19 protein-coding genes are annotated in these 18,386 nt (G+C 66.0%); 8 read left to right on the top strand and 11 right to left on the bottom strand.

Translation table 11 applies throughout. The features are described 5' to 3' along the window. From ptsN to BUB09_RS14175, 9 genes are all read right to left on the bottom strand, one after another. Positions 1–459, bottom strand: a complete 459-nt coding sequence (ptsN, locus tag BUB09_RS14215; RefSeq protein ID WP_072898587.1) for a PTS IIA-like nitrogen regulatory protein PtsN — start codon at positions 457–459, stop codon at positions 1–3. Positions 460–624: 165 nt separating this feature from the next. Continuing rightward, the gene (hpf, locus tag BUB09_RS14210) at positions 625–951 is read right to left on the bottom strand and encodes a ribosome hibernation-promoting factor, HPF/YfiA family (protein ID WP_072898585.1); all 327 of its coding nucleotides are present in this window, start codon (positions 949–951) and stop codon (positions 625–627) included. A gap of 89 nt (positions 952–1,040) precedes the next feature. Continuing rightward, positions 1,041–2,495 carry an RNA polymerase factor sigma-54 gene (locus BUB09_RS14205; RefSeq protein ID WP_072898583.1) on the bottom strand — a complete coding sequence of 485 codons (1,455 nt, stop codon included), beginning with the start codon at positions 2,493–2,495 and terminating at the stop codon, positions 1,041–1,043. Positions 2,496–2,710: 215 nt separating this feature from the next. Beyond that, positions 2,711–3,454: an LPS export ABC transporter ATP-binding protein gene (gene lptB, locus BUB09_RS14200; protein WP_072898581.1), complete on the bottom strand. Its 744-nt coding sequence runs from the start codon at positions 3,452–3,454 to the stop codon at positions 2,711–2,713. Further along, positions 3,451–4,032 carry a lipopolysaccharide transport periplasmic protein LptA gene (lptA, locus tag BUB09_RS14195; RefSeq protein WP_072898579.1) on the bottom strand — a complete coding sequence of 194 codons (582 nt, stop codon included), beginning with the start codon at positions 4,030–4,032 and terminating at the stop codon, positions 3,451–3,453. Before lptA ends, lptB begins: the two co-directional genes overlap by 4 nt. Beyond that, positions 4,013–4,582, bottom strand: a complete 570-nt coding sequence (gene lptC / locus BUB09_RS14190; protein ID WP_072898578.1) for an LPS export ABC transporter periplasmic protein LptC — start codon at positions 4,580–4,582, stop codon at positions 4,013–4,015. Before lptC ends, lptA begins: the two co-directional genes overlap by 20 nt. A gap of 3 nt (positions 4,583–4,585) precedes the next feature. Further along, on the bottom strand, positions 4,586–5,122 hold the full coding sequence (locus BUB09_RS14185) for a KdsC family phosphatase (protein WP_084083457.1): 537 nt from the start codon (positions 5,120–5,122) through the stop codon (positions 4,586–4,588). After that, complete coding sequence (locus tag BUB09_RS14180; protein WP_072898576.1) at positions 5,122–6,069, bottom strand: KpsF/GutQ family sugar-phosphate isomerase; 948 nt, start codon at positions 6,067–6,069, stop codon at positions 5,122–5,124. The genes BUB09_RS14185 and BUB09_RS14180 overlap by 1 nt, the downstream gene beginning before the upstream one ends. A gap of 94 nt (positions 6,070–6,163) precedes the next feature. Further along, the gene (locus tag BUB09_RS14175; RefSeq protein ID WP_072898574.1) at positions 6,164–7,609 is read right to left on the bottom strand and encodes a cryptochrome/photolyase family protein; all 1,446 of its coding nucleotides are present in this window, start codon (positions 7,607–7,609) and stop codon (positions 6,164–6,166) included. Between the two features lie 129 nt (positions 7,610–7,738). On the opposite strand from BUB09_RS14175, the gene BUB09_RS14170 reads away from it, so the two are divergent. The 6 genes from BUB09_RS14170 to BUB09_RS14145 all read left to right on the top strand — a co-directional run bounded on the left by BUB09_RS14170 (position 7,739) and on the right by BUB09_RS14145 (position 14,061). Beyond that, entirely contained in the window at positions 7,739–8,653 is a 915-nt protein-coding gene (locus BUB09_RS14170; protein WP_072898572.1) for an ABC transporter ATP-binding protein, read from the top strand. Further along, the gene (locus BUB09_RS14165; protein WP_072898570.1) at positions 8,650–9,417 is read left to right on the top strand and encodes an ABC transporter permease; all 768 of its coding nucleotides are present in this window, start codon (positions 8,650–8,652) and stop codon (positions 9,415–9,417) included. The genes BUB09_RS14170 and BUB09_RS14165 overlap by 4 nt, the downstream gene beginning before the upstream one ends. 7 nt (positions 9,418–9,424) lie before the next feature. Continuing rightward, positions 9,425–9,643 carry a BolA family protein gene (locus tag BUB09_RS14160; protein WP_072898568.1) on the top strand — a complete coding sequence of 73 codons (219 nt, stop codon included), beginning with the start codon at positions 9,425–9,427 and terminating at the stop codon, positions 9,641–9,643. A gap of 15 nt (positions 9,644–9,658) precedes the next feature. Then, on the top strand, positions 9,659–10,924 hold the full coding sequence (murA, locus tag BUB09_RS14155) for a UDP-N-acetylglucosamine 1-carboxyvinyltransferase (RefSeq protein ID WP_072898567.1): 1,266 nt from the start codon (positions 9,659–9,661) through the stop codon (positions 10,922–10,924). Positions 10,925–10,966: 42 nt separating this feature from the next. Next, positions 10,967–11,731: an NYN domain-containing protein gene (locus BUB09_RS14150; protein ID WP_072898565.1), complete on the top strand. Its 765-nt coding sequence runs from the start codon at positions 10,967–10,969 to the stop codon at positions 11,729–11,731. A gap of 179 nt (positions 11,732–11,910) precedes the next feature. Next, on the top strand, positions 11,911–14,061 hold the full coding sequence (locus BUB09_RS14145; RefSeq protein ID WP_072898563.1) for a TonB-dependent siderophore receptor: 2,151 nt from the start codon (positions 11,911–11,913) through the stop codon (positions 14,059–14,061). Here BUB09_RS14145 and eutC read toward each other — a convergent pair. Continuing rightward, on the bottom strand, positions 14,045–14,890 hold the full coding sequence (gene eutC, locus BUB09_RS14140; protein ID WP_245793293.1) for an ethanolamine ammonia-lyase subunit EutC: 846 nt from the start codon (positions 14,888–14,890) through the stop codon (positions 14,045–14,047). The genes BUB09_RS14145 and eutC overlap by 17 nt on opposite strands. After that, positions 14,887–16,281, bottom strand: a complete 1,395-nt coding sequence (locus tag BUB09_RS14135) for an ethanolamine ammonia-lyase subunit EutB (RefSeq protein WP_072898561.1) — start codon at positions 16,279–16,281, stop codon at positions 14,887–14,889. Before BUB09_RS14135 ends, eutC begins: the two co-directional genes overlap by 4 nt. Positions 16,282–16,397: 116 nt before the next feature. Here BUB09_RS14135 and hisG point away from each other — a divergent pair, with 116 nt between their 5' ends. Further along, positions 16,398–17,039, top strand: coding sequence for an ATP phosphoribosyltransferase (gene hisG, locus BUB09_RS14130; protein WP_072898554.1), 642 nt, complete (start codon positions 16,398–16,400; stop codon positions 17,037–17,039). Further along, complete coding sequence (gene hisD, locus BUB09_RS14125) at positions 17,036–18,352, top strand: histidinol dehydrogenase (protein ID WP_072898553.1); 1,317 nt, start codon at positions 17,036–17,038, stop codon at positions 18,350–18,352. Before hisG ends, hisD begins: the two co-directional genes overlap by 4 nt. The last annotated feature ends 34 nt before the right edge of the window (positions 18,353–18,386 follow it).

The raw sequence follows: 18,386 nt of genomic DNA, 5'->3' as shown, positions 1-18,386 counted from the left end.
TCAGGCGGCGGTGTAGCCGGCGAGCAGCGAGTACAGCGCGCGGTCGTCCGGGGCAGCGCGCAACTTGGCGCAGAATTCCTCGTCGGAAAACATCTCGGCGATGGCCGCCAGATGCTTCAAGTGAGCCTCGGTCGCCGCCTGAGGTACCAGCAAGCCGAACACCAGATCGACCGGATTGCCGTCATGCGCGTCGTAATCGACCGGATGCTTGAGCCGCATGAAGGCGCCAACGCTGGAGGGCACGCCGGCCATGCGGCCATGCGGGATCGCCACGCCATGCCCGAGGCCGGTGCTGCCCAGCTTCTCGCGGCCGGTCAGGCTGTTGAACACGTCACCCGGCGCGAGCGCTTCCGCACCTTTGGCCAGCAGCGCGGACAGCTCTTCGAGCGCCTTCTTCTTGCTGGTCACCGACGTGCCGGACGACACCCGCTCTGCCACGAGAATCTCACTCAATTTCATTGAATCGGTCTCCGTACGCGTCGTGTTAGCACACGATTCTATATGAACTGGCAGTCGTCGAAATGACCTCAATACGGACGAGGCCGATTTTGCATTGCATCTCGCGCCGCCAATAAAAAGGCCCCGCGCCGGATGGCGCGAGGCCCGATCAATCAAACGCCTTGGCTACTGCAGCGGCATCCGTTTGACTGCCTCACGGACGTGGTGGTCGCGCAGCTTTTCCTTATGGCGGCGCGTCTGCTGGTCGAGCTTGTCGATCAGGCTGTCGATCGCGGCATACATGTTGTCATCGACCGTCGCTTCCGCGTGCAGGTCGGCGCCGCTGGCGTGAACCGTCGCCTCGGCCTTGTGCCGGAGCTTCTCCACCGTCAGGACCACATCAGCATTGATGAGGTTGTCGAAGTGTCGTTCGATCCGCTTGAGCTTGGTCGTGACGTAGTCACGCAGCGGCGGGGTGAGGTCGACATGATGGCCGGAGATGTTCAGGTTCATTCGGGGTGACTCCTGGTGGGCGGATCCCGGGACGGGATCCGGTAGGTACACCGCTGGCGGCCCCCGCCGCCAACGGGGTAAAGCGAGTTCTATGCGATGGCCTTGCGCTCGTGTGAAGGTGGAATATTGAGCGCCTCGCGGTACTTTGCAACGGTACGGCGGGCAACCTGGATGCCTTCTTTCAGCAACAAGTCGGCCAGTGTCGAATCAGACAGCGGACGGGACGGGTCTTCGCCGCCGACCATGCGCTTGATCATCGCCTGGATCGCGGTCGCCGAGCAGACACCGCCCTGCGTGGTCTGCACGTGGCTGCTGAAGAAATACTTCAACTCGTAGAGTCCACGCGGCGTCAGCATGTATTTGTTGGCGGTGGCTCGGGACACGGTGGACTCGTGAATCCCCAGCTGCTCGGCAACATCGCGCAGCACCAGAGGACGCATCGCCTCTTCGCCGTACTCCAGAAATGCGCGCTGCTCTTCGATGATGCACTGCGACACGCGCAGAATCGTTTCGTTGCGCGATTCGAGGCTGTTGATGAAGTAGCGCGCCTCCTGAAGATGCTGCTTGAGCTGCAACTGGTCGCGCGACTGGTCGGCGCGCTTGATGAAGCCCTGGTAATGCGAGTTGATCCGCAGCCTCGGTGTGTGCTCAGGGTTCAAGGACACGCGCCAGCGGCCGCTTTTCTTGGCGACGATCACGTCCGGCTTCAGGTAATCGGACTCATGCGCCTGGAATGGACGCCCCGGATGCGGTTGCAGGTTGCGCACCAGGGCCGCCCCGATACGCAGCGTCGCCACGTCCAGCCCCGTCGCGCGACGCAGCCCGGCTTCGTCACGGCGCGCCAGCAGCAACAAGTGCCCGTCGACGATGCGCAGCGCAGCCGCATGGCCGGGCGTCGCAGAGTCGAGTTGCAACAACTGAAGCCGCAGACATTCGGCCAGATCGCGAGCACCGACGCCGGGTGGGTCAAAGTCCTGGACGAGCCTGAGTACCGCCTCGACCTGCTGCGGACTGACGTTGAACTGCTGCTCGAGCCGAACGCACAGCTCCGGCCAGTTTTCGAGGTAACCATCTTCGTTGATCGCATCGATCAGGTTGGCTGCGATCTCGGCGTCACGCTCGTTGACCGGCAGCAGCTGCGCCTGCGACGCCAGATGCTCCTGCAAGGTACCGGTCGAACGCAGATTGGCCTGCAGATAGTCCTGCAGCCCCTCGTCGTCAGACCCGGACGTGCTGGGGGCATAGTCGTCGAATACATCCTGCCAGTCGGCGTCGACCGGCATGTCGTCGGGGATGGTTTCCGACGCGGTTACTTCTTCGAGTGCACCGTCGGTGTCGGACGCGGCTTCCGGCGCCGGCTCGGACGCCACGCTGTCCCAATCGGGCTCGTCGGTCTCCGCTTCGAGCATCAGGTTGGAGTCGAGCGCCTGCTGGATTTCCATCTGCAGATCGAGGCTCGACAACTGCAACAAACGGATCGCCTGCTGCAAAGCGGGCGTCATCGTCAGAGCCATCCCAGCTCTAAGCGAGAGGGACTGCTTCATTGCCTGACCCGGTCGGCTTCAATGCCGATAATCGTACGAATTTGGCGGTGCATGGCCCATTCTATACGTCGGTATGAGTCTTGCATCAAGTAGGCTAGACGCCTCTGTTGGGGCGGTGCATACTCGGAAGCTACGCAGGTCCCCAGCTTGTTACCGAGCGGCCCGCTACGCGGTACTACGCCGCCGACGAATCCCCCGTTACGGGTGGGTCCCCGTCAAAGTCGGAACTGATCGCCCAGATACACCTTGCGAACGGTTTCATTGGCCAGCACCTCCGCCGGCGAGCCCTCTGCGATGACCCTGCCCTCGGCCAGAATATAGGCTCGACCGCAGATGCCCAGCGTCTCACGCACGTTGTGGTCGGTGATCAGCACCCCGATGCCACGGCTCTTCAGGTGTTCGACAATGTGCTGGATGTCCGACACCGCCAGCGGGTCGACACCGGCAAACGGCTCGTCAAGCAGGATGAAGCGCGGATTGGCGGCCAGCGCTCGCGCGATTTCGACGCGACGACGCTCGCCGCCAGACAAGGCCTGGCCCTCGCTGGCGCGAATATGGCCGATATGCAGGTCTTCGAGCAGACGCTCCAACTCGTCCATCCGTTGCGCCTTGCTCAAGCCCGGCCGTGTTTCGAGGATCGCCAAGATGTTGTCCGCGACCGACAGCTTGCGGAACACCGAAGCTTCCTGAGGCAGATAGCCGATGCCGAGCCGCGCCCGTGCATGCATCGGCAGCCGGGTGATGTCGCGTCCGTCGAGCTCGATCACGCCGCCATCGGCGGGAACCAAGCCCACGACCATATAGAAGGACGTGGTCTTGCCGGCGCCGTTGGGGCCGAGCAAGCCGACGATCTCGCCCGCCTCGACGCGCAGCGATACATCGCGGACGACGCTGCGCTTCTTGTATTGCTTGGACAAGCCGCGGGCCGACAGCACCGACTTGCCGCCGATCCCGTTCATGGCGTGCCTGCCGCCGGAGCGGCGCGATTATTGGGCTGAATCACAATGCGGACCTGTCCGCCGCTGCCGCCGGCGGCCTGGATGCGACGCTCGTTGACGTTGTAATGGATCGTCTCGCCGGTGATCTCGTCTTCGCCGCGGGTCACGCGGGCATCGCCGCTGATGTCGGCGATGCCGTTCTTGGAATCGAACACCAGCGTGCGGCCGCGAGCGGTGACCGGTGGATCGGCCGGCGTCTCGCCGCTGGCCGGCGTGCCGCTGTGCAGCAGGTGCGCCGGCTTGCCGATGATGCGGGCGCGATATTCGCCGTCACCGAGCTGCTCAAGCTCCAGTCGGTCGCCGTCGAGATTGAGCGTGTCGGACGACAGCTTCACGTCGCCGGTGTAGATCATCATGCCGTTCTTGGCCCAATCGACGCTGGTTGCGGTGACCGTGACCGGCCCGACCGGGCGCAGGCGCTCAGCGGCGCGAGGCCGCGATTCGCGTGTCGGCGACGCGTCCTGGGCCGATGCCGAAGGCACGCCGGACAGCAGCAGCGCCGACGCCAGCAGCAGGGATTCAAGGCTTGCGCGGTACATATTGCATTCTCACATTACCGAGCAGCTGCACGGTCTGTTGTTCCCAGTCGGCCTTGAGCCCCTTGGCCTGGCCGCTGCGACTGGCGCTGTCGAACTGCACGCCGGCTTCGGTGCTCAGCAGATGGCGCGCCGGGTCGACCCACAACTGCGGCGTCGTCATCGTCAGCGCCTCGCCATCCGGCCAGCTGCCGACGACTTCGACCGGGCCCTCCATCGAGATGCGCTTTTCGTGCGCCGGCGCCGAACCCTTGGGCGAACTCAAGCGCCACGGCGCTTGGCCAGCGCGCGGCACGTTCATCCGCAGTTGTTCGTAGCGCGCCGATTCGTCGTCGTAGTAGTCGGCGCTGTCGGCTTCGGCCGTGAACTCGCGCTGGCCGGTGGCATCGACTCGCGTCCATTTGACGCCGCGCAGGCTGTAACGAGGGGCTGCGGCGCCGTCGGCGACCGGCACCGGCTCGGGCTGCATGCCGCGCGACTGAAACAACAGCCACACACCCGCCATCAACGGCAGCATCAGCCAAATCAACCAGGGCTTGATCCGGGCGAACATGCCTCAGCCGGCCATGTCGACGCTCAAGGTCGCGTCACTGCGGCCCTGCGCGTCGAGGATCAGGTCCGAAGCCTCGCGCACCGCGCCCTCGCCTCCGCGGAACGCACTGACCCAATGCGCCGCCTGCATCGCCGTGCGATGGGCATCAGCGACGGTCAGCGCGAGACCAACACGGCGCATCAGGGGCAGATCGGGGGTATCGTCCCCCATCATCGCGCACTCATCGTCGCTCAGCCCAAGGCGCTGCAGCAGCGCCTCATAGGCGGGAAGCTTGTTTTCGGTGGCCAGCACGATGTGCGGCACGCCGAGGTGCTCGAGCCGCCGCTGCATTGCCTCAGAGGGACGGCCGGAGATCACGGCGACTTCGATACCCGCGCGCTGCAGATTCTTGATGCCCAGGCCGTCGCGGACGCTGACCGCCTTGATCTCAAAACCGTCCGGTCCCAAGTACAGCTTGCAGTCGGTCATCACGCCGTCAATGTCGAAGATCACGCAGCGGATCTTGGCGGCACGCAATTGAACCTGTTCCAACGTCAGCATCAGACCACTCCTGCGCGCAGCAGATCATGCATGTGAACCACGCCGACCAGCCGGTCATCGGCGTCAGCGACCAGCAGCGCGGTGATTTTGTGAAGTTCCATCAGCCGCACCGCTTCAGCGGCGAGCCATTCCGGTCGCGCGCGACGGCCGCCCGGCGTCATGACCTGGTCGATCGTCGCCGTGCGCAGATCGACCTGCTCTTCCAGCGAGCGGCGCAGGTCGCCGTCGGTGTAGACGCCGATGATGCGGTCCTGAGCGTCGACCACGGCGGTCATGCCCAGCCCCTGACGCGTCATCTCCAGCAGCGCGACCGTCATCGGCGTACCTGGCGCAACTTTCGGCAGACGGTCGCCGCCGTGCATCACATCGGCAATCTTCAGCAGCAGCCGGCGGCCCAGCGAACCGCCCGGATGCGACATCGCGAAGTCTTCGGGGGTGAAACCACGGGCGTCGAGCAGGGCCACCGCCAGCGCATCCCCCATCGCCAGCGTGGCCGTGGTCGACGCGGTGGGCGCGAGGTTCATCGGGCAAGCCTCCTGGTCGACCGCCACGTTCAGATGGACGTCGGACATCTTCGCCATCGTCGAGTTCGGCTTGCCCGTCATCGCGATCAGCGGCGCGCCCATGCGCTTGATCAGCGGCAGGATCGTCACGATCTCGGCGGTTTCGCCCGAATAGCTGATCGCCAGCACCACGTCCTGGCGCGTGATCATGCCCAGGTCGCCATGGCTGGCTTCGCCGGGGTGGACGAAGAACGCCGGCGTGCCAGTGGACGCCAGTGTCGCGGCGATCTTGCCGCCGATGTGGCCCGACTTGCCCATGCCGGTAACGACGACGCGCCCGGTGCAGGCCATCATGCGCTCGCAGGCGCGGACGAAGTCGGTGTCGATCCGAGACAGCAGGCCCTGCAGGCCGTCGCGCTCAATTTCGAGCACGCGGCGCCCCATGTTCAGTACGTTTTCGGGGTTCAGGCGGTGAGGCACGGGAGCGATCGCAGCAAACGAGGTCTCCCAGTTTAGCGGGTTGGGTCCGATACGGCGCTCATCCGGCCTTGAGCCGCTCGAAGGCCTTCAGAGCGCGACCGCGGCTCTCACCCAAGTCGACCGACGGCATCGGATAGTCGTGCCCCAGTTGCAGCCGGTTGCGGGCCAGATCGGCAGGGTCGCCCATCCACGGCGCGTGGATCGACTTCTTGCCCAAGCGCGCGATCTCGGGGACCCAGCGCTGGATGTAGAGCGCATCCGGATCGAACTTCTGACTCTGCGTGACCGGGTTGAACACGCGGAAATAAGGTGCCGCGTCGGCGCCGCTGCCGGCGATCCACTGCCAGCCGAGCGTGTTGTTGGCCTGGTCGGCGTCCAACAACGTGTCCCAGAACCAAGCCGCGCCTTCCTGCCACGGAATCAGGAGGTTTTTGACCAGATAGCTCGAAACGATCATGCGCACGCGGTTGTGCATCCAGCCGGTGGTCCACAGCTGGCGCATGCCGGCGTCGATGATCGGCACCCCGGTCTGTCCGCGCTGCCAGCGGCGCAGATCGTCGGCGTAATCGGCCGGCTCGCGCCACGGGAAGGCGGCGTAGCGCGGGTCCATCGGCGCAACCGGCGTTTGCGGAAAGTGAAACAGCACGTGGTGCGCGAACTCGCGCCAGTAGATCTCGCGCTCGAAGACTTCGGCGCCACCGGCGACGCCGGCCCCGTGCTGCTCGGCCAGCGCGCGCTGCAGGCGGCTGAGCACCTGTACCGGGCCGATGTCGCCGAAGTGCAGATGCGGCGACAGCATCGAGGTCAATAGTTGGTCGGGACGGTCTCGCCCGTCGGCATAGCCGGCCAGCGCCTCGGCGCAGAAGCGCTCCAGCCGCTGATGCGCGCCGCGCTCGCCCGGCGTCCACACGGGAGCAAATCCAGCGTCCCAGGCGATCGTCGGCCGCAGGCCCAGGTCCTCGACGCTGAGTCCCTGTAAGCCGGGCACGCCGTCGAGCCGCGTCGGCGCCGGCAGCGGCGCGCGCGGCAGCCCACGAGCGCGAACCGTGCGCGAAAACGGCGTGTAGACCCGATACGGACCACCGGTCTGCGTCTTGACGTCCCAGGGCTCGACCACCAACGAGGCATTGAAGGTGTCGACACGCAGGCCATCGCCGATCAGCGCCTCGGCCAGCCGCCGATCGGCGCGATCTTGGGCCGGCTCGTACAAGCGGTTCCAAACCGCAACCGTCGCGCCGACCTGTTGGGCGAGTTCGAGCAGCACGGCCAGCGGCTCTCCGCGACGGATCAGCAGCGGGGCCCCGAGGGCTTGCAGATCGGCCGACAGCGCGGCCAGCGCGTGGTGCTGCCACCAGCGGCCGGCGCCACCGGGCTCGGTACCCGGCGCTTCGAAGCCGTCGATATAGACCGGGACGATGCGCTGGGCCTGGCGCACCGCATCGTACAAAGCCGGGTTATCGGCCAGGCGCAAGTCGCGCCGAAACCAGACCAGCGCCGTCGTCATGGGTCGTTGTCACCGCAGGAAAGGGCTGCGATTGTAAGACCGCTGCCCGCTGCAAAGGCCACCCCGCAGCGGCGAGGTGCAAAAACACGGCAGCCGGGCCGTCGGCATCGGCCGCTATAATCGCGCCCCATGACCAACTCCCCCTCGAACGCGCTCGACATCGTCGGCGTTCGCAAATCCTACGGTTCGCTACAGGCACTCAAGGGCGTCGAGTTCTCGATCCCGCGTGGCGAGTTCTTTGGCCTGCTGGGCCCCAACGGCGCTGGCAAGTCGACACTGATCAGCATCATTGCCGGTCTGGTCCAGGCCGATGTCGGCCAGATCGCCGTGCTCGGCCACGACACGGTCGGCGACTTCCGGCATGCGCGCCGGTTGCTCGGCGTGGTGCCGCAGGAGCTGGTGTTCGACCCCTTCTTCAAAGTGCGCGACATGCTGCGCATCCAGGCCGGCTACTACGGTGCCGGCCGCGAAGTCTGGCCGTGGATCGACGAGATGCTGGAACGCCTCGACCTGACCAGCAAGGCCAACACGTCGATGCGCGCGTTGTCCGGCGGCATGAAGCGCCGCGTGCTGATCGCCCAGGCGCTGGTCCACAAGCCGCCGGTGGTCATCCTCGACGAGCCCACGGCCGGCGTCGACGTAGAACTGCGCCGCACGCTGTGGCAGTTCATGTCGGACCTGCACCGCCAGGGACAAACCGTGGTGCTGACCACGCACTACCTGGAAGAAGCCCAGGAAATGTGTTCGCGGATCGCGATTCTCGACCGCGGCGAAGTCAAAGCCCTGGAGAGCACGCGGCAACTGCTGCGCCGCCACCCGTTCCGGTTCTTGCGCGTGAAGCTGGCCGGCAATGCCGCGCTGCCTGAAGCACTGCGCGAACTGGTCGCCAGCGAAAGCGACGGCAGCATCGAACTGAAGCTGGAGACCGGCAAACACCCGATCGGCAGCGTGTTCGATGCGCTGCGCGACGCGGGCGTGGCGATCGAGGACGTGCAGACCCGCGACCCCGATCTCGAAGACATCTTTGTGGAACTGACCCGATGACCCCCAACCAGCGCGGCTTCGTCACGCTGCTGAAAAAAGAAGTGATGCGCTTCTGGGCCGTGCTCGGCCAGACCGTGACCGCACCGGTGATCACCGCGCTGCTGTACCTGCTGGTGTTCGCCCAAGCGCTGTCGGGCCGCGCCTCGGCCTACGACGGCATCAGCTATACCGAGTTTCTGGTGCCGGGCCTGATCATGATGACGGTGATGCAGAACGCGTTCGCCAACACCTCGTCGAGCCTGATCCAGTCCAAGGTCATGGGCAACTTGGTGTTCCTGCAGATGGCGCCGCTGGGGCCCTGGGAATGGTTCGCCGCCTACGTGCTGGCCGCGCTGGTGCGCTGCGTGCTGGTCGCCAGCGCGATGTTCATTGCCACGCTGTTCTTCGTGCCGCTGCCGGTGCACCAGCCGCTGGCGATCCTGGCGATGTTTCTGCTGTCGGCCGGCAGCTTGGCCGTGGTTGGACTGATCGCCGGGATCGTGTCGCAGAAGTTCGACCATATCGCGGCCTTCACCAACTTCTTCATCAACCCGCTGGCATTTCTGAGCGGCGTTTTCTATTCGGTGCATGCGCTGCCGCCGTTCTGGTACACGGCGTCGCACCTGAACCCGTTCTTCTACATGATCGACGGCTTCCGCTTCGGCTTCTTCGGCCATGCCGACGTGCCGATTCTGCACAGCATCGCCTGGAGCGCTGGCTTTTTCGCGCTGGCGTCGGCGGTGTGCATGCGGATGCTGATCACCGGCTACAAAATGAAGCGCTGAGCCCGCCATGACCAAAACCGAAATCCAGCAACTGATCGAAGCCGGCCTGCCCGGCGCCACCGTGCGCGTACTCGGAGACGACGGCCAGCACTTCGAAGCCGAAGTGATCTACGCAGGCTTCGCCGGGAAGCTGCCGCTGGCCCAGCACCGGATGGTGTACGCCACGCTCGGCGACAAGATGGGCCGCGACATTCACGCCCTGCAACTGCGCACGCGCGCGGCCTAATCCGAGGTTCCTGGTTTGGATAAATTCATCATCGAGGGCAACGGCCCGCTCAACGGCGAGATCGCCGCCAGCGGCGCCAAGAACGCCGCGCTGCCGATCCTGTGCGCTGCGTTGTTGTCCGACGAGCCGTTGACCGTCACCAATTGCCCCGCGCTGTGGGACATCGGCACGACCAAGAAGCTGCTCGCGCAGATGGGCGTGACCGTCACGCAAACCGACCCGCATACAATCGTGCTCGACGCCAAGCCGATCACGACCTGCGTGGCGCCGTACGAACTGGTGCGCACGATGCGTGCCTCGATTCTGGTACTCGGCCCGTTGGTGGCACGACGCGGCGAAGCCCACGTGTCGCTGCCCGGCGGCTGCGCGATCGGCGCGCGACCGGTCGATCTGCACTTGATGGGCCTGGAAGCGATGGGCGCCGAGATCACGCTCGAAGGCGGCTTCATCCACGCCAAGTGCCGCAAGCTCAAGGGCGCGCACATCGTGTTCGACACGGTCACCGTGACCGGCACCGAAAACCTGATGATGGCGGCGACGCTGGCCGAGGGCGAGACGATTCTCGAGAACGCGGCGCGCGAACCCGAAGTCGTCGATCTGGCGCGCTGTCTGCGTGCGATGGGCGCGAAGATCGTCGGCGAAGGTACGACGACGATCCGCATCCAGGGCGTTACGAATCTGCATGCTGCAACGCATCGCGTGCTGCCGGACCGCATCGAGACCGGCACTTACCTGCTCGCAGCCGCCGTCACCCGCGGCCGCGTACGCGTCAACAAGACCGACCCGAGCCTGCTCGACGCCGTGCTGGTCAAGCTGCAGCAGGCCGGCGCCAAAGTGCAGACCGGCGTCGACTTCATCGATGTCGACATGCAGGGACGCCGCGCCAGCGCCGTCAATATTCACACGATGCCGCATCCGGGTTTTCCGACCGACATGCAGGCGCAGATGATGGCGATGAACTGCGTTGCCGAAGGCGTCGGCGTGATCAAGGAAACGATCTTCGAAAATCGCTTCATGCACGCCCAGGAGCTGACGCGCCTTGGCGCCGATATCCGCATCGAAGGCAATACGGCGGTGATCACCGGCCGTGAGCGTCTGCAAGCGGCGCCGATCATGGCCACCGATCTGCGCGCCTCGGCCTCGCTGGTGCTCGCGGCGCTGGCCGCCGACGGCGAGACGCTGATCGACCGCATCTATCACATGGACCGCGGTTACGAAGACATCGAAGGCAAGCTGAGCGCACTGGGTGCGCGCATCAAGCGCATCGCCAAACTGATCTAGCCCCGGCCGTCTGCGGTCGATCGCCACGACGAGGAGCACCGCATGACATCGCCGAGCACTGAAGCCACACACCGCCGCCTGGCGGTGCTGATCGACGCCGACAACACCACGCCGGGCATCGCCGAAGCGCTGCTGGCCGAGATCGCCAAGTACGGCGTGGCCAGCGTCAAGCGCATCTACGGCGACTGGACACAGCCCAACCTGAAGGGCTGGAAGGACGTGCTGGTGACGTTGGCGATCCAGCCGATCCAGCAGTTCGGTTACACCAGCGGCAAGAACGCGACCGACAGCGCGATGATCATCGATGCGATGGACTTGCTGTACACCAATCGCTTCGACGGCTTCTGCCTGGTGTCCAGTGACAGCGACTTCACGCGGCTGGCCTCGCGGCTGCGCGAGTCAGGGCTCGACGTGTTCGGCTTCGGTGAACGCAAGACGCCGACATCGCTGGTGTCGGCTTGCGACAAGTTCATTTACCTGGACGTGCTGCGCGCACCCGCTGCCAGCGACGACGGCAAGCGCGTCAAAGGCGATGCGCAACTCAACGCCGATGCGCGCTTGCTGGCGCTGTTCCGCGACGGCATCGAGTCCACGGCCGATGACGAGGGTTGGGCCGCGCTCGGCGGCGTGGGTCAGATCATCGGCAAACAAGCGCCCGACTTCGATCCACGCAACTACGGCTACAAGAAGCTCAGCGACCTGGCCGCGGCAATCACATCGTTCGAAGTCGAACACCGTCGCCACGAAGACGGCCGCAGTCGCGGCATCTACATTCGTATCAAGCGCAGCGCCGCGCGCAAGCGCTGAGTCACTCAGCTTTTGCGCGGACGGCGCTTGCGCGTCGCTGCCGCGCGTTGGGCCGAGTCATACGGCCGCGCTGACTATCGACTTAAATCCTCCGCGCGCCGTACACTGACGCCGACCCACCGATCGCGCGATTCGCAAGGCAGGCACTTCCCCGCCCTGTCTCGAATGAGGAATCCGCGATGTCTGCTGCACTCCCCCGCCGCACCCTTTGGCTTCCGTTGCTGCTCCACACTGGTTTGTCATGGTCGGCGGAAACGCCCGACACCGACGCCGTCGTGCTGGAAACCGTCGTCGTCACCGACAGTGGCGCCTCGCCCTATGCGGTCCGCGAAACCAGCGCGGCCACGCGGCTGAACCTGAGCCCGCGCGATACGCCGCAGTCGCTGACCACGTTCACGCGCGAGCGCATCGAAGACCAGAACCTGCAGTCGCTGCGCGATGTTCTGGACAACACCACTGGCGTCTATTCGTACAGCTACGACAGCGAGCGCGTTGTATTCAGCGCACGCGGCTTTACGATCGACAACACCTTGTACGACGGCGTCCCGGTGGCCCCTGGCCTGAACACCGGCTCCAGCGATGCCTCACTCGACACCGCGCTGTACGAGCGCATCGAGATCGTCCGCGGTGCGACGGGACTGATGTCGGGCGCCGGCAACCCCTCAGCTGCGATCAACTTTGTCCGCAAGCACGCCGATGCGCGTACGCCCGAAGGCATGCTGACGCTGACCGCGGCGTCGTGGAACGACCTGCGGACCACGGCCGATGTCAGCACGCCACTGAGCGCCGACGGTCGCGTGCGTGCCCGCGCTGTTGCCGTCTACCAGCATCGCGATTCCTACATGGACCTGTACGAGAACGAGAAACGCGTGTTCTACGGCGTCGTCGATGCCGATCTGACGCCGATTACACGGCTCAGCTTGGGCTATGACGACCAGGCAACGCGACCGCAAGGCAATACCTGGGGTTCGTTCCCGCTGTTCTTCAGCGACGGCAGCCGCACGCACTGGCGTCGATCGATCACGACGGCGACACGCTGGAGCTACTGGAACAACGACACGCGAACCGCGTTTGCCGAACTGCGCCACCGTTTCGGTAATGGATGGTCGCTGCGCAGCAGCGTGCAGCGTCGCGAAACCGACGGGCATTCGAACCTGTTCTACGTTTACGGCTACCCGGACCGCGATACCGGCGAAGGCTTGTTTCCTTACGCCTACCGCAGCGAAGACGCCGGTCGACAGAACACCGCCGATGCGTACCTGAGCGCGCCGTTTACCTGGCGCGGCTTGCAGCACGAGTGGCTGATCGGTGCGACGGGCTCGTGGCTGCGCGGCGATGCCGATGAGTTCGCGCACGGCGAAATGGCCGATACCGGCAATTTCTATGACTGGGACGGCTCGTACCCCGAACCGATGTTCGAACGTGTCGGCACCGATATCCAGCGCAATCGCACGCGTCAGCGCGCGGCTTACTCGGCGCTGCGGCTGGCGCTGGCGGAGCCGTTGAAGCTGATCGTCGGCGCGCGTGCGACCCGCTACCGCGCCGAGCAGTACTACTTGTATGACGGACCGGAAACCTTCCAGCATGATCACGATCGCATCACCCCGTATGCCGGGCTGATCTACGACCTCGGCTCGCAGTGGTCGGCGTTCGGCAGCTACACGCAGATCTTCAAGCCGCAGAATCTGCAGCAGGCCGATGGAACCTATCTGGACCCGCTCGACGGCTATAGCCAGGAAGTCGGCATCAAGGGCGCGCATTTCGGGGGGCGCCTGAATACCGCGCTGACCGTGTTCGATACGCGCCAGGATCACGTCGGCGTCAGTGACGTTGGCCGCTACGTCAACGACGATCCGACGCGTCCGGCCTACCGGCAGGCCGATGGCACACGCACCCGCGGCATCGAAGCTGAAGCCAGCGGCTCACCGTTGCACGGCTGGAATCTGTCGCTGGGCGTATCGCACTTCCGCATGCAAGATGGCGATGGCGAAACGATTCGCCGTTACGTACCACGCAGCCTGGTGCGCGCGTTCTCCAGCTATACGCTGCCCGGCGACTGGCAGGCGCTGACCTTGGGCGGCAACCTCAATTGGCAGTCCGCCAGCGAAGTCGAGGCCGCCCAGAACGTCCAGGGCGACGTGCAGACGATCCGCCAAGGCTCGGTGCCCTTGCTCGGCTTGATGGCGCGCTACGCGTTTGATGCGCACTGGACGCTGCAGGTCAATGGCAACAACCTGCTCGACCGCCGCTACTACGTGCTCGACGAGTACGCCAACCTCGCCTACGGCGCCCCGGCGAACGTCGCCGCCACGCTCAGCTATCGCTTCTGATTGCGGCGATCGTCGACGGGTCGAAGCGCAGTGCCACGCCGCTGCGCTGCGCTTGCAGCGCAGCGCGCAGCAACGCGGCGATCTGCTGCGCAGCCTGAGTCAACACCAAGCCCTGCGGCCGGATATTGGAGATGCAATTGCGCACCTCGTCGGTATTGCCGACGCGCGGTGCGTAGGTCAGATAGGCGCCGAGGCTGTCGGGCGACGACAGCCCCGGCCGCTCGCCAATCAAGCTGACGGCGATGCGCGCCTGCAAGCGTTGCCCGACTTCATCGGACAGCGCGACGCGCGCCTGCGTGGCGATCACGATCGGCGCGATGCGCAGATCGGCCATTAGCGGCCGCAAGGCCTGCAGCAGCGGCGCTGCATGGCATTGGACGGCGGTGGACGACAGGCCGTCGCTGACGACGAAGGCGACGTCGAAGGCCACATCGTCGGCATCGATGCGCGGCGCGGTGGCCGACCGTGCCGCGTCCAGCAGCGGCAGCGCATCGTCATGCAGCCGGCGGCCCCAGTCGGGGCGCGCCAGGTACGCCGCGCGATCGGCAGCCCGGCTGGTCAGCGCGATCACGTCCCAGCCGTCGGCCTGCAACTGCGACTGCAAGGCCGCGACATCGAGCGGCAGATGCACTGCGTCGCGCGCTTGCGCATGGGCCAGGCCAAAGTCGAGCACTTCGCGCGTCGGCAGGCTGCTGCCGCTGCGGCCGAGCGCGATGCGTGCTGCCGTGTACTGGCGCAGCGACTGCCAGGGATCGCGCGCGACGACGCTGCGATCACCGGGATCCGACGGCAGCAGCGGGCCGGCGGCGTCGTCGTTGATGGCGCTCACGAGGCGGCCTGTGCGAACGCGGTCAGCGCCGGCAACATCGGTGACCGACGGCTGTCGCGCAGGCGACCTTGCTCATCAATCAACTGCATCTTCTGCAGCCATTGCTCGAACTCGGGTGCATGTCGCAGCGACAGCGCTTCGCGCAGGAACAGCGCGTCGTGAAAGCTGGTGCTCTGGTAGTTGAGCATGATGTCGTCGGCGCCGGGCACGCCCATGATGTAGTTGACGCCGGCCGTGCCGAGCAGCACCAGCAAGGTATCCATGTCGTCCTGATCGGCTTCGGCGTGATTGGTGTAGCAGACGTCGACGCCCATCGGCAGACCCAGCAGCTTGCCGCAGCAATGGTCTTCGAGCGCAGCGCGGATGATCTGCTTGCCGTCGTACAAGTATTCGGGGCCGATGAAGCCGACGACGGTATTGACCAGCAGCGGATCAAAGCGCCGCGCAACTGCATAAGCGCGCACTTCGAGCGTCTGCTGGTCGACATCGTGATGCGCGTTGGCCGACAGCGCACTGCCCTGCCCGGTTTCGAAATACATCAGCTGCGACCCGCAGGTACCGCGCCGCAAGCTCAGCCCGGCCTGATGTGCTTCGTCGAGCATGGCGAGGCTGATGCCGAAGCTGCGGTTGGCCGCCTGCGTGCCGGCGATCGACTGGAACACCAGGTCGATCGGTGCGCCGCGCTCGATCGCCTCGATCTGCCGCGTCAGGTGGGTCAGCACGCAGGACTGCGTCGGGATATCGAAACGGGCAATCAGCTCGTCGAGCAACTGCCACAGCGTCATCAGCTTGGCCGGATCGTCGCTGACCGGATTGATGCCAATGACGGCATCGCCGCAGCCGTACATCAGGCCATCGAGCGTGCTGGCTGCAATGCCGCGCGGGTCGTCGGTCGGATGATTCGGCTGCAGGCGTACCGCAAGGCGCCCCGGCAGACCGAGCGTGTTGCGAAACCGCGTGACGACGCGGCATTTGCGCGCGGCCAGCACCAGGTCCTGATTGCGCATCAGCTTGGACACGGCAGCGGCCATCTCCGGCGTCAGGCCCGGCGCCAGCGCCGCCAGCATCGCCGGCGTCGTGGTGTCGGCCAGCAGCCAGTCGCGCAGACCGCCGACGCTGAGCCCGGCCACCGGCGCGAACGAGGCTGCGTTGTGCGTGTCGACGATCAGCCGCGTCACCTCGTCGGCCTCGTACGGGATCACGGGTTCGTCGAGGAAGCGGCTCAGCGGCAGCTCGGCCAGTGCCCGCCGCGCGGCCATCCGCTCCTCGGCGGTCGCCGCCGCCACGCCGGCCAGGTAGTCGCCGGATCGGGCCGGGCTGGCCTTGGCCAGCAGCTCGCGCAGGCTGGCGAAGGTGTAGCGGCGGAGGCCGACGGCGTGCTGGTAGCGCATGGGGCCTAGCTTAAGCGCCGCCGATGAATCTGCCGCGTCCGGCCAGGCCGTGCATTCGCCACGCGCGGCGCCCCTAGCGGTTAAAATCGCGGCCCCTCGCTTCACCGATGCCTACGATGACCGGCCTCACCCTCGCCCTGTCCAAGGGACGCATCCTCGACGAAAGCCTGCCGCTGCTCGAACACGTCGGCATCGCGCCGGCCGGCGACATCGACCGGCTGCTGCGCGTGCCGTCGACCCGCGCCGACGTCTCCCTGGTGATGATCCGCCCGGCCGACGTGCCGACCTATGTCGAGCATGGCGCCGCCGACCTGGGCATCGTCGGCAAAGACGTGTTGATGGAGCACGGCGGCAGTGACCTGTACGAGCCGCTCGATATCGGCATCGCGCAATGCCGGATGTCGGTGGCCGCCGTCAAAGGCTATGTCGCCCCGCGTAACCGCCGGCTGCGGATCGCCACCAAGTATCCCGAGATCGCGCGGCGCTTCTACGCGGCACGCGGCGAGCAGGTCGAGATCATCAAGCTGTACGGCTCGATGGAACTGGCGCCGCTCGTAGGCTTGGCCGACCAGATCGTCGATCTGGTCGCCACCGGCAATACGCTGCGCGCCAATGGCCTGGTCGAAGTCGAAAAAATCTGCGACATCAGCTCACGCCTGGTGGTCAACAAGGCCTCGATGAAAATGAAACATGCTGCGATCCAGCACCTGATCGACGCCTTCCGCGATGCGGATGCCAAGCGGGTACGGGCGTCATGAGCCGGCTTGAGATTCTGCGGCTCGACGCCAGCGCCGCCGGCTTCGACGCCCAGCTCGACCAGCTTCTGGACCGCGCGCCCGAACAAAACGCCAGCGTCACGCAAACCGTCGACGCGATCGTCGCCGACATCCGCCGTCGCGGCGACGCCGCGCTGCTCGAATACACCAACCGCTTCGACCGCCGCAGCGTCAGCCAGGCAGCCGAGCTGGAGATTCCCAAAGCCGAGCTGGCCGCCGCATGGCAGCGGCTGCCGGCCGATTTGCGCGCGGCGCTCGAAGCGGCGGCGGCGCGCATCCGCCGCTATGCCGAGCATCAGAAGCTGGCCGACTGGGAATTCAGCGACGAGCTGGGCAACCGCCTCGGCCAGCGCGTGACGCCGATGGACCGCGTCGGTGTCTATGTGCCCGGCGGCAAGGCGGCATATCCGTCGAGCGTGCTGATGAACGTGATTCCGGCCAAGGTCGCCGGCGTGCCCGAAGTGATCATGGTCGTGCCCACGCCCAGCGACGCCGAGGGCCACAGCAAGCCCAATGACGCCGTGCTCGGCGCAGCACATCTGGCCGGCGCCGATCGCGTGTTCACGATCGGCGGCGCGCAGGCGGTGGCGGCGCTGGCCTGGGGCACGGCGACGATTCCGCCGGTGGACAAGATCGTCGGCCCCGGCAACGCCTACGTTGCGGCCGCCAAGCGCGCCGTGTTCGGCCGTGTCGGCATCGACTCGATCGCCGGGCCGTCCGAGATCGTCGTCATCTGCGATGGTCAGACCGATCCGCGCTGGATCGCGATGGACTTGTTCAGCCAGGCCGAACACGACGAAGACGCGCAGTCGATCCTGATCGCGCCCGACATCGCCTATCTGGAGCGCGTTGCCGAGGCAATGGAACAGCGGCTTGCCGAACTGCCGCGCGCGGCCATCGTGCGCGCCTCGCTGGCCGGACGCGGCGCGCTGATCGCGGTCCGCGATCTGGCGCAGGCCGCCGAGATCAGCAACCGCATCGCGCCCGAGCATCTGGAGCTGTCGGTGGCCGATCCGCGCGCGCTGCTGCAGCAGATCCGCCATGCCGGCGCCGTGTTCCTGGGCCGTCACGCTCCGGAATCGTTCGGCGACTACTGCGCCGGTCCCAACCATGTGCTGCCAACCTCGCGCGCCGCGCGCTTCTCCAATCCGCTCGGCGTCTACGAGTTTCAGAAGCGCAGCAGCCTGATCGACTGCACCGCCGACGGCGCATGCCCGCTGGCAGCGATCGCCGGTCGTATCGCCGATGCCGAAGGTCTGCACGCGCACGCTGCCTCGGCGCGCGATCGCAGCTGATACGCTGCGCCGGTCTGCCCGGTCATGGAGTCCG

It is taken from the genome of Hydrocarboniphaga daqingensis, assembly GCF_900129825.1.
Lineage (GTDB): Bacteria > Pseudomonadota > Gammaproteobacteria > Nevskiales > Nevskiaceae > Hydrocarboniphaga > Hydrocarboniphaga daqingensis.
Note: the sequence above shows the minus strand (reverse complement) of the source record. Positions and strands in the feature narration are given on the sequence as shown.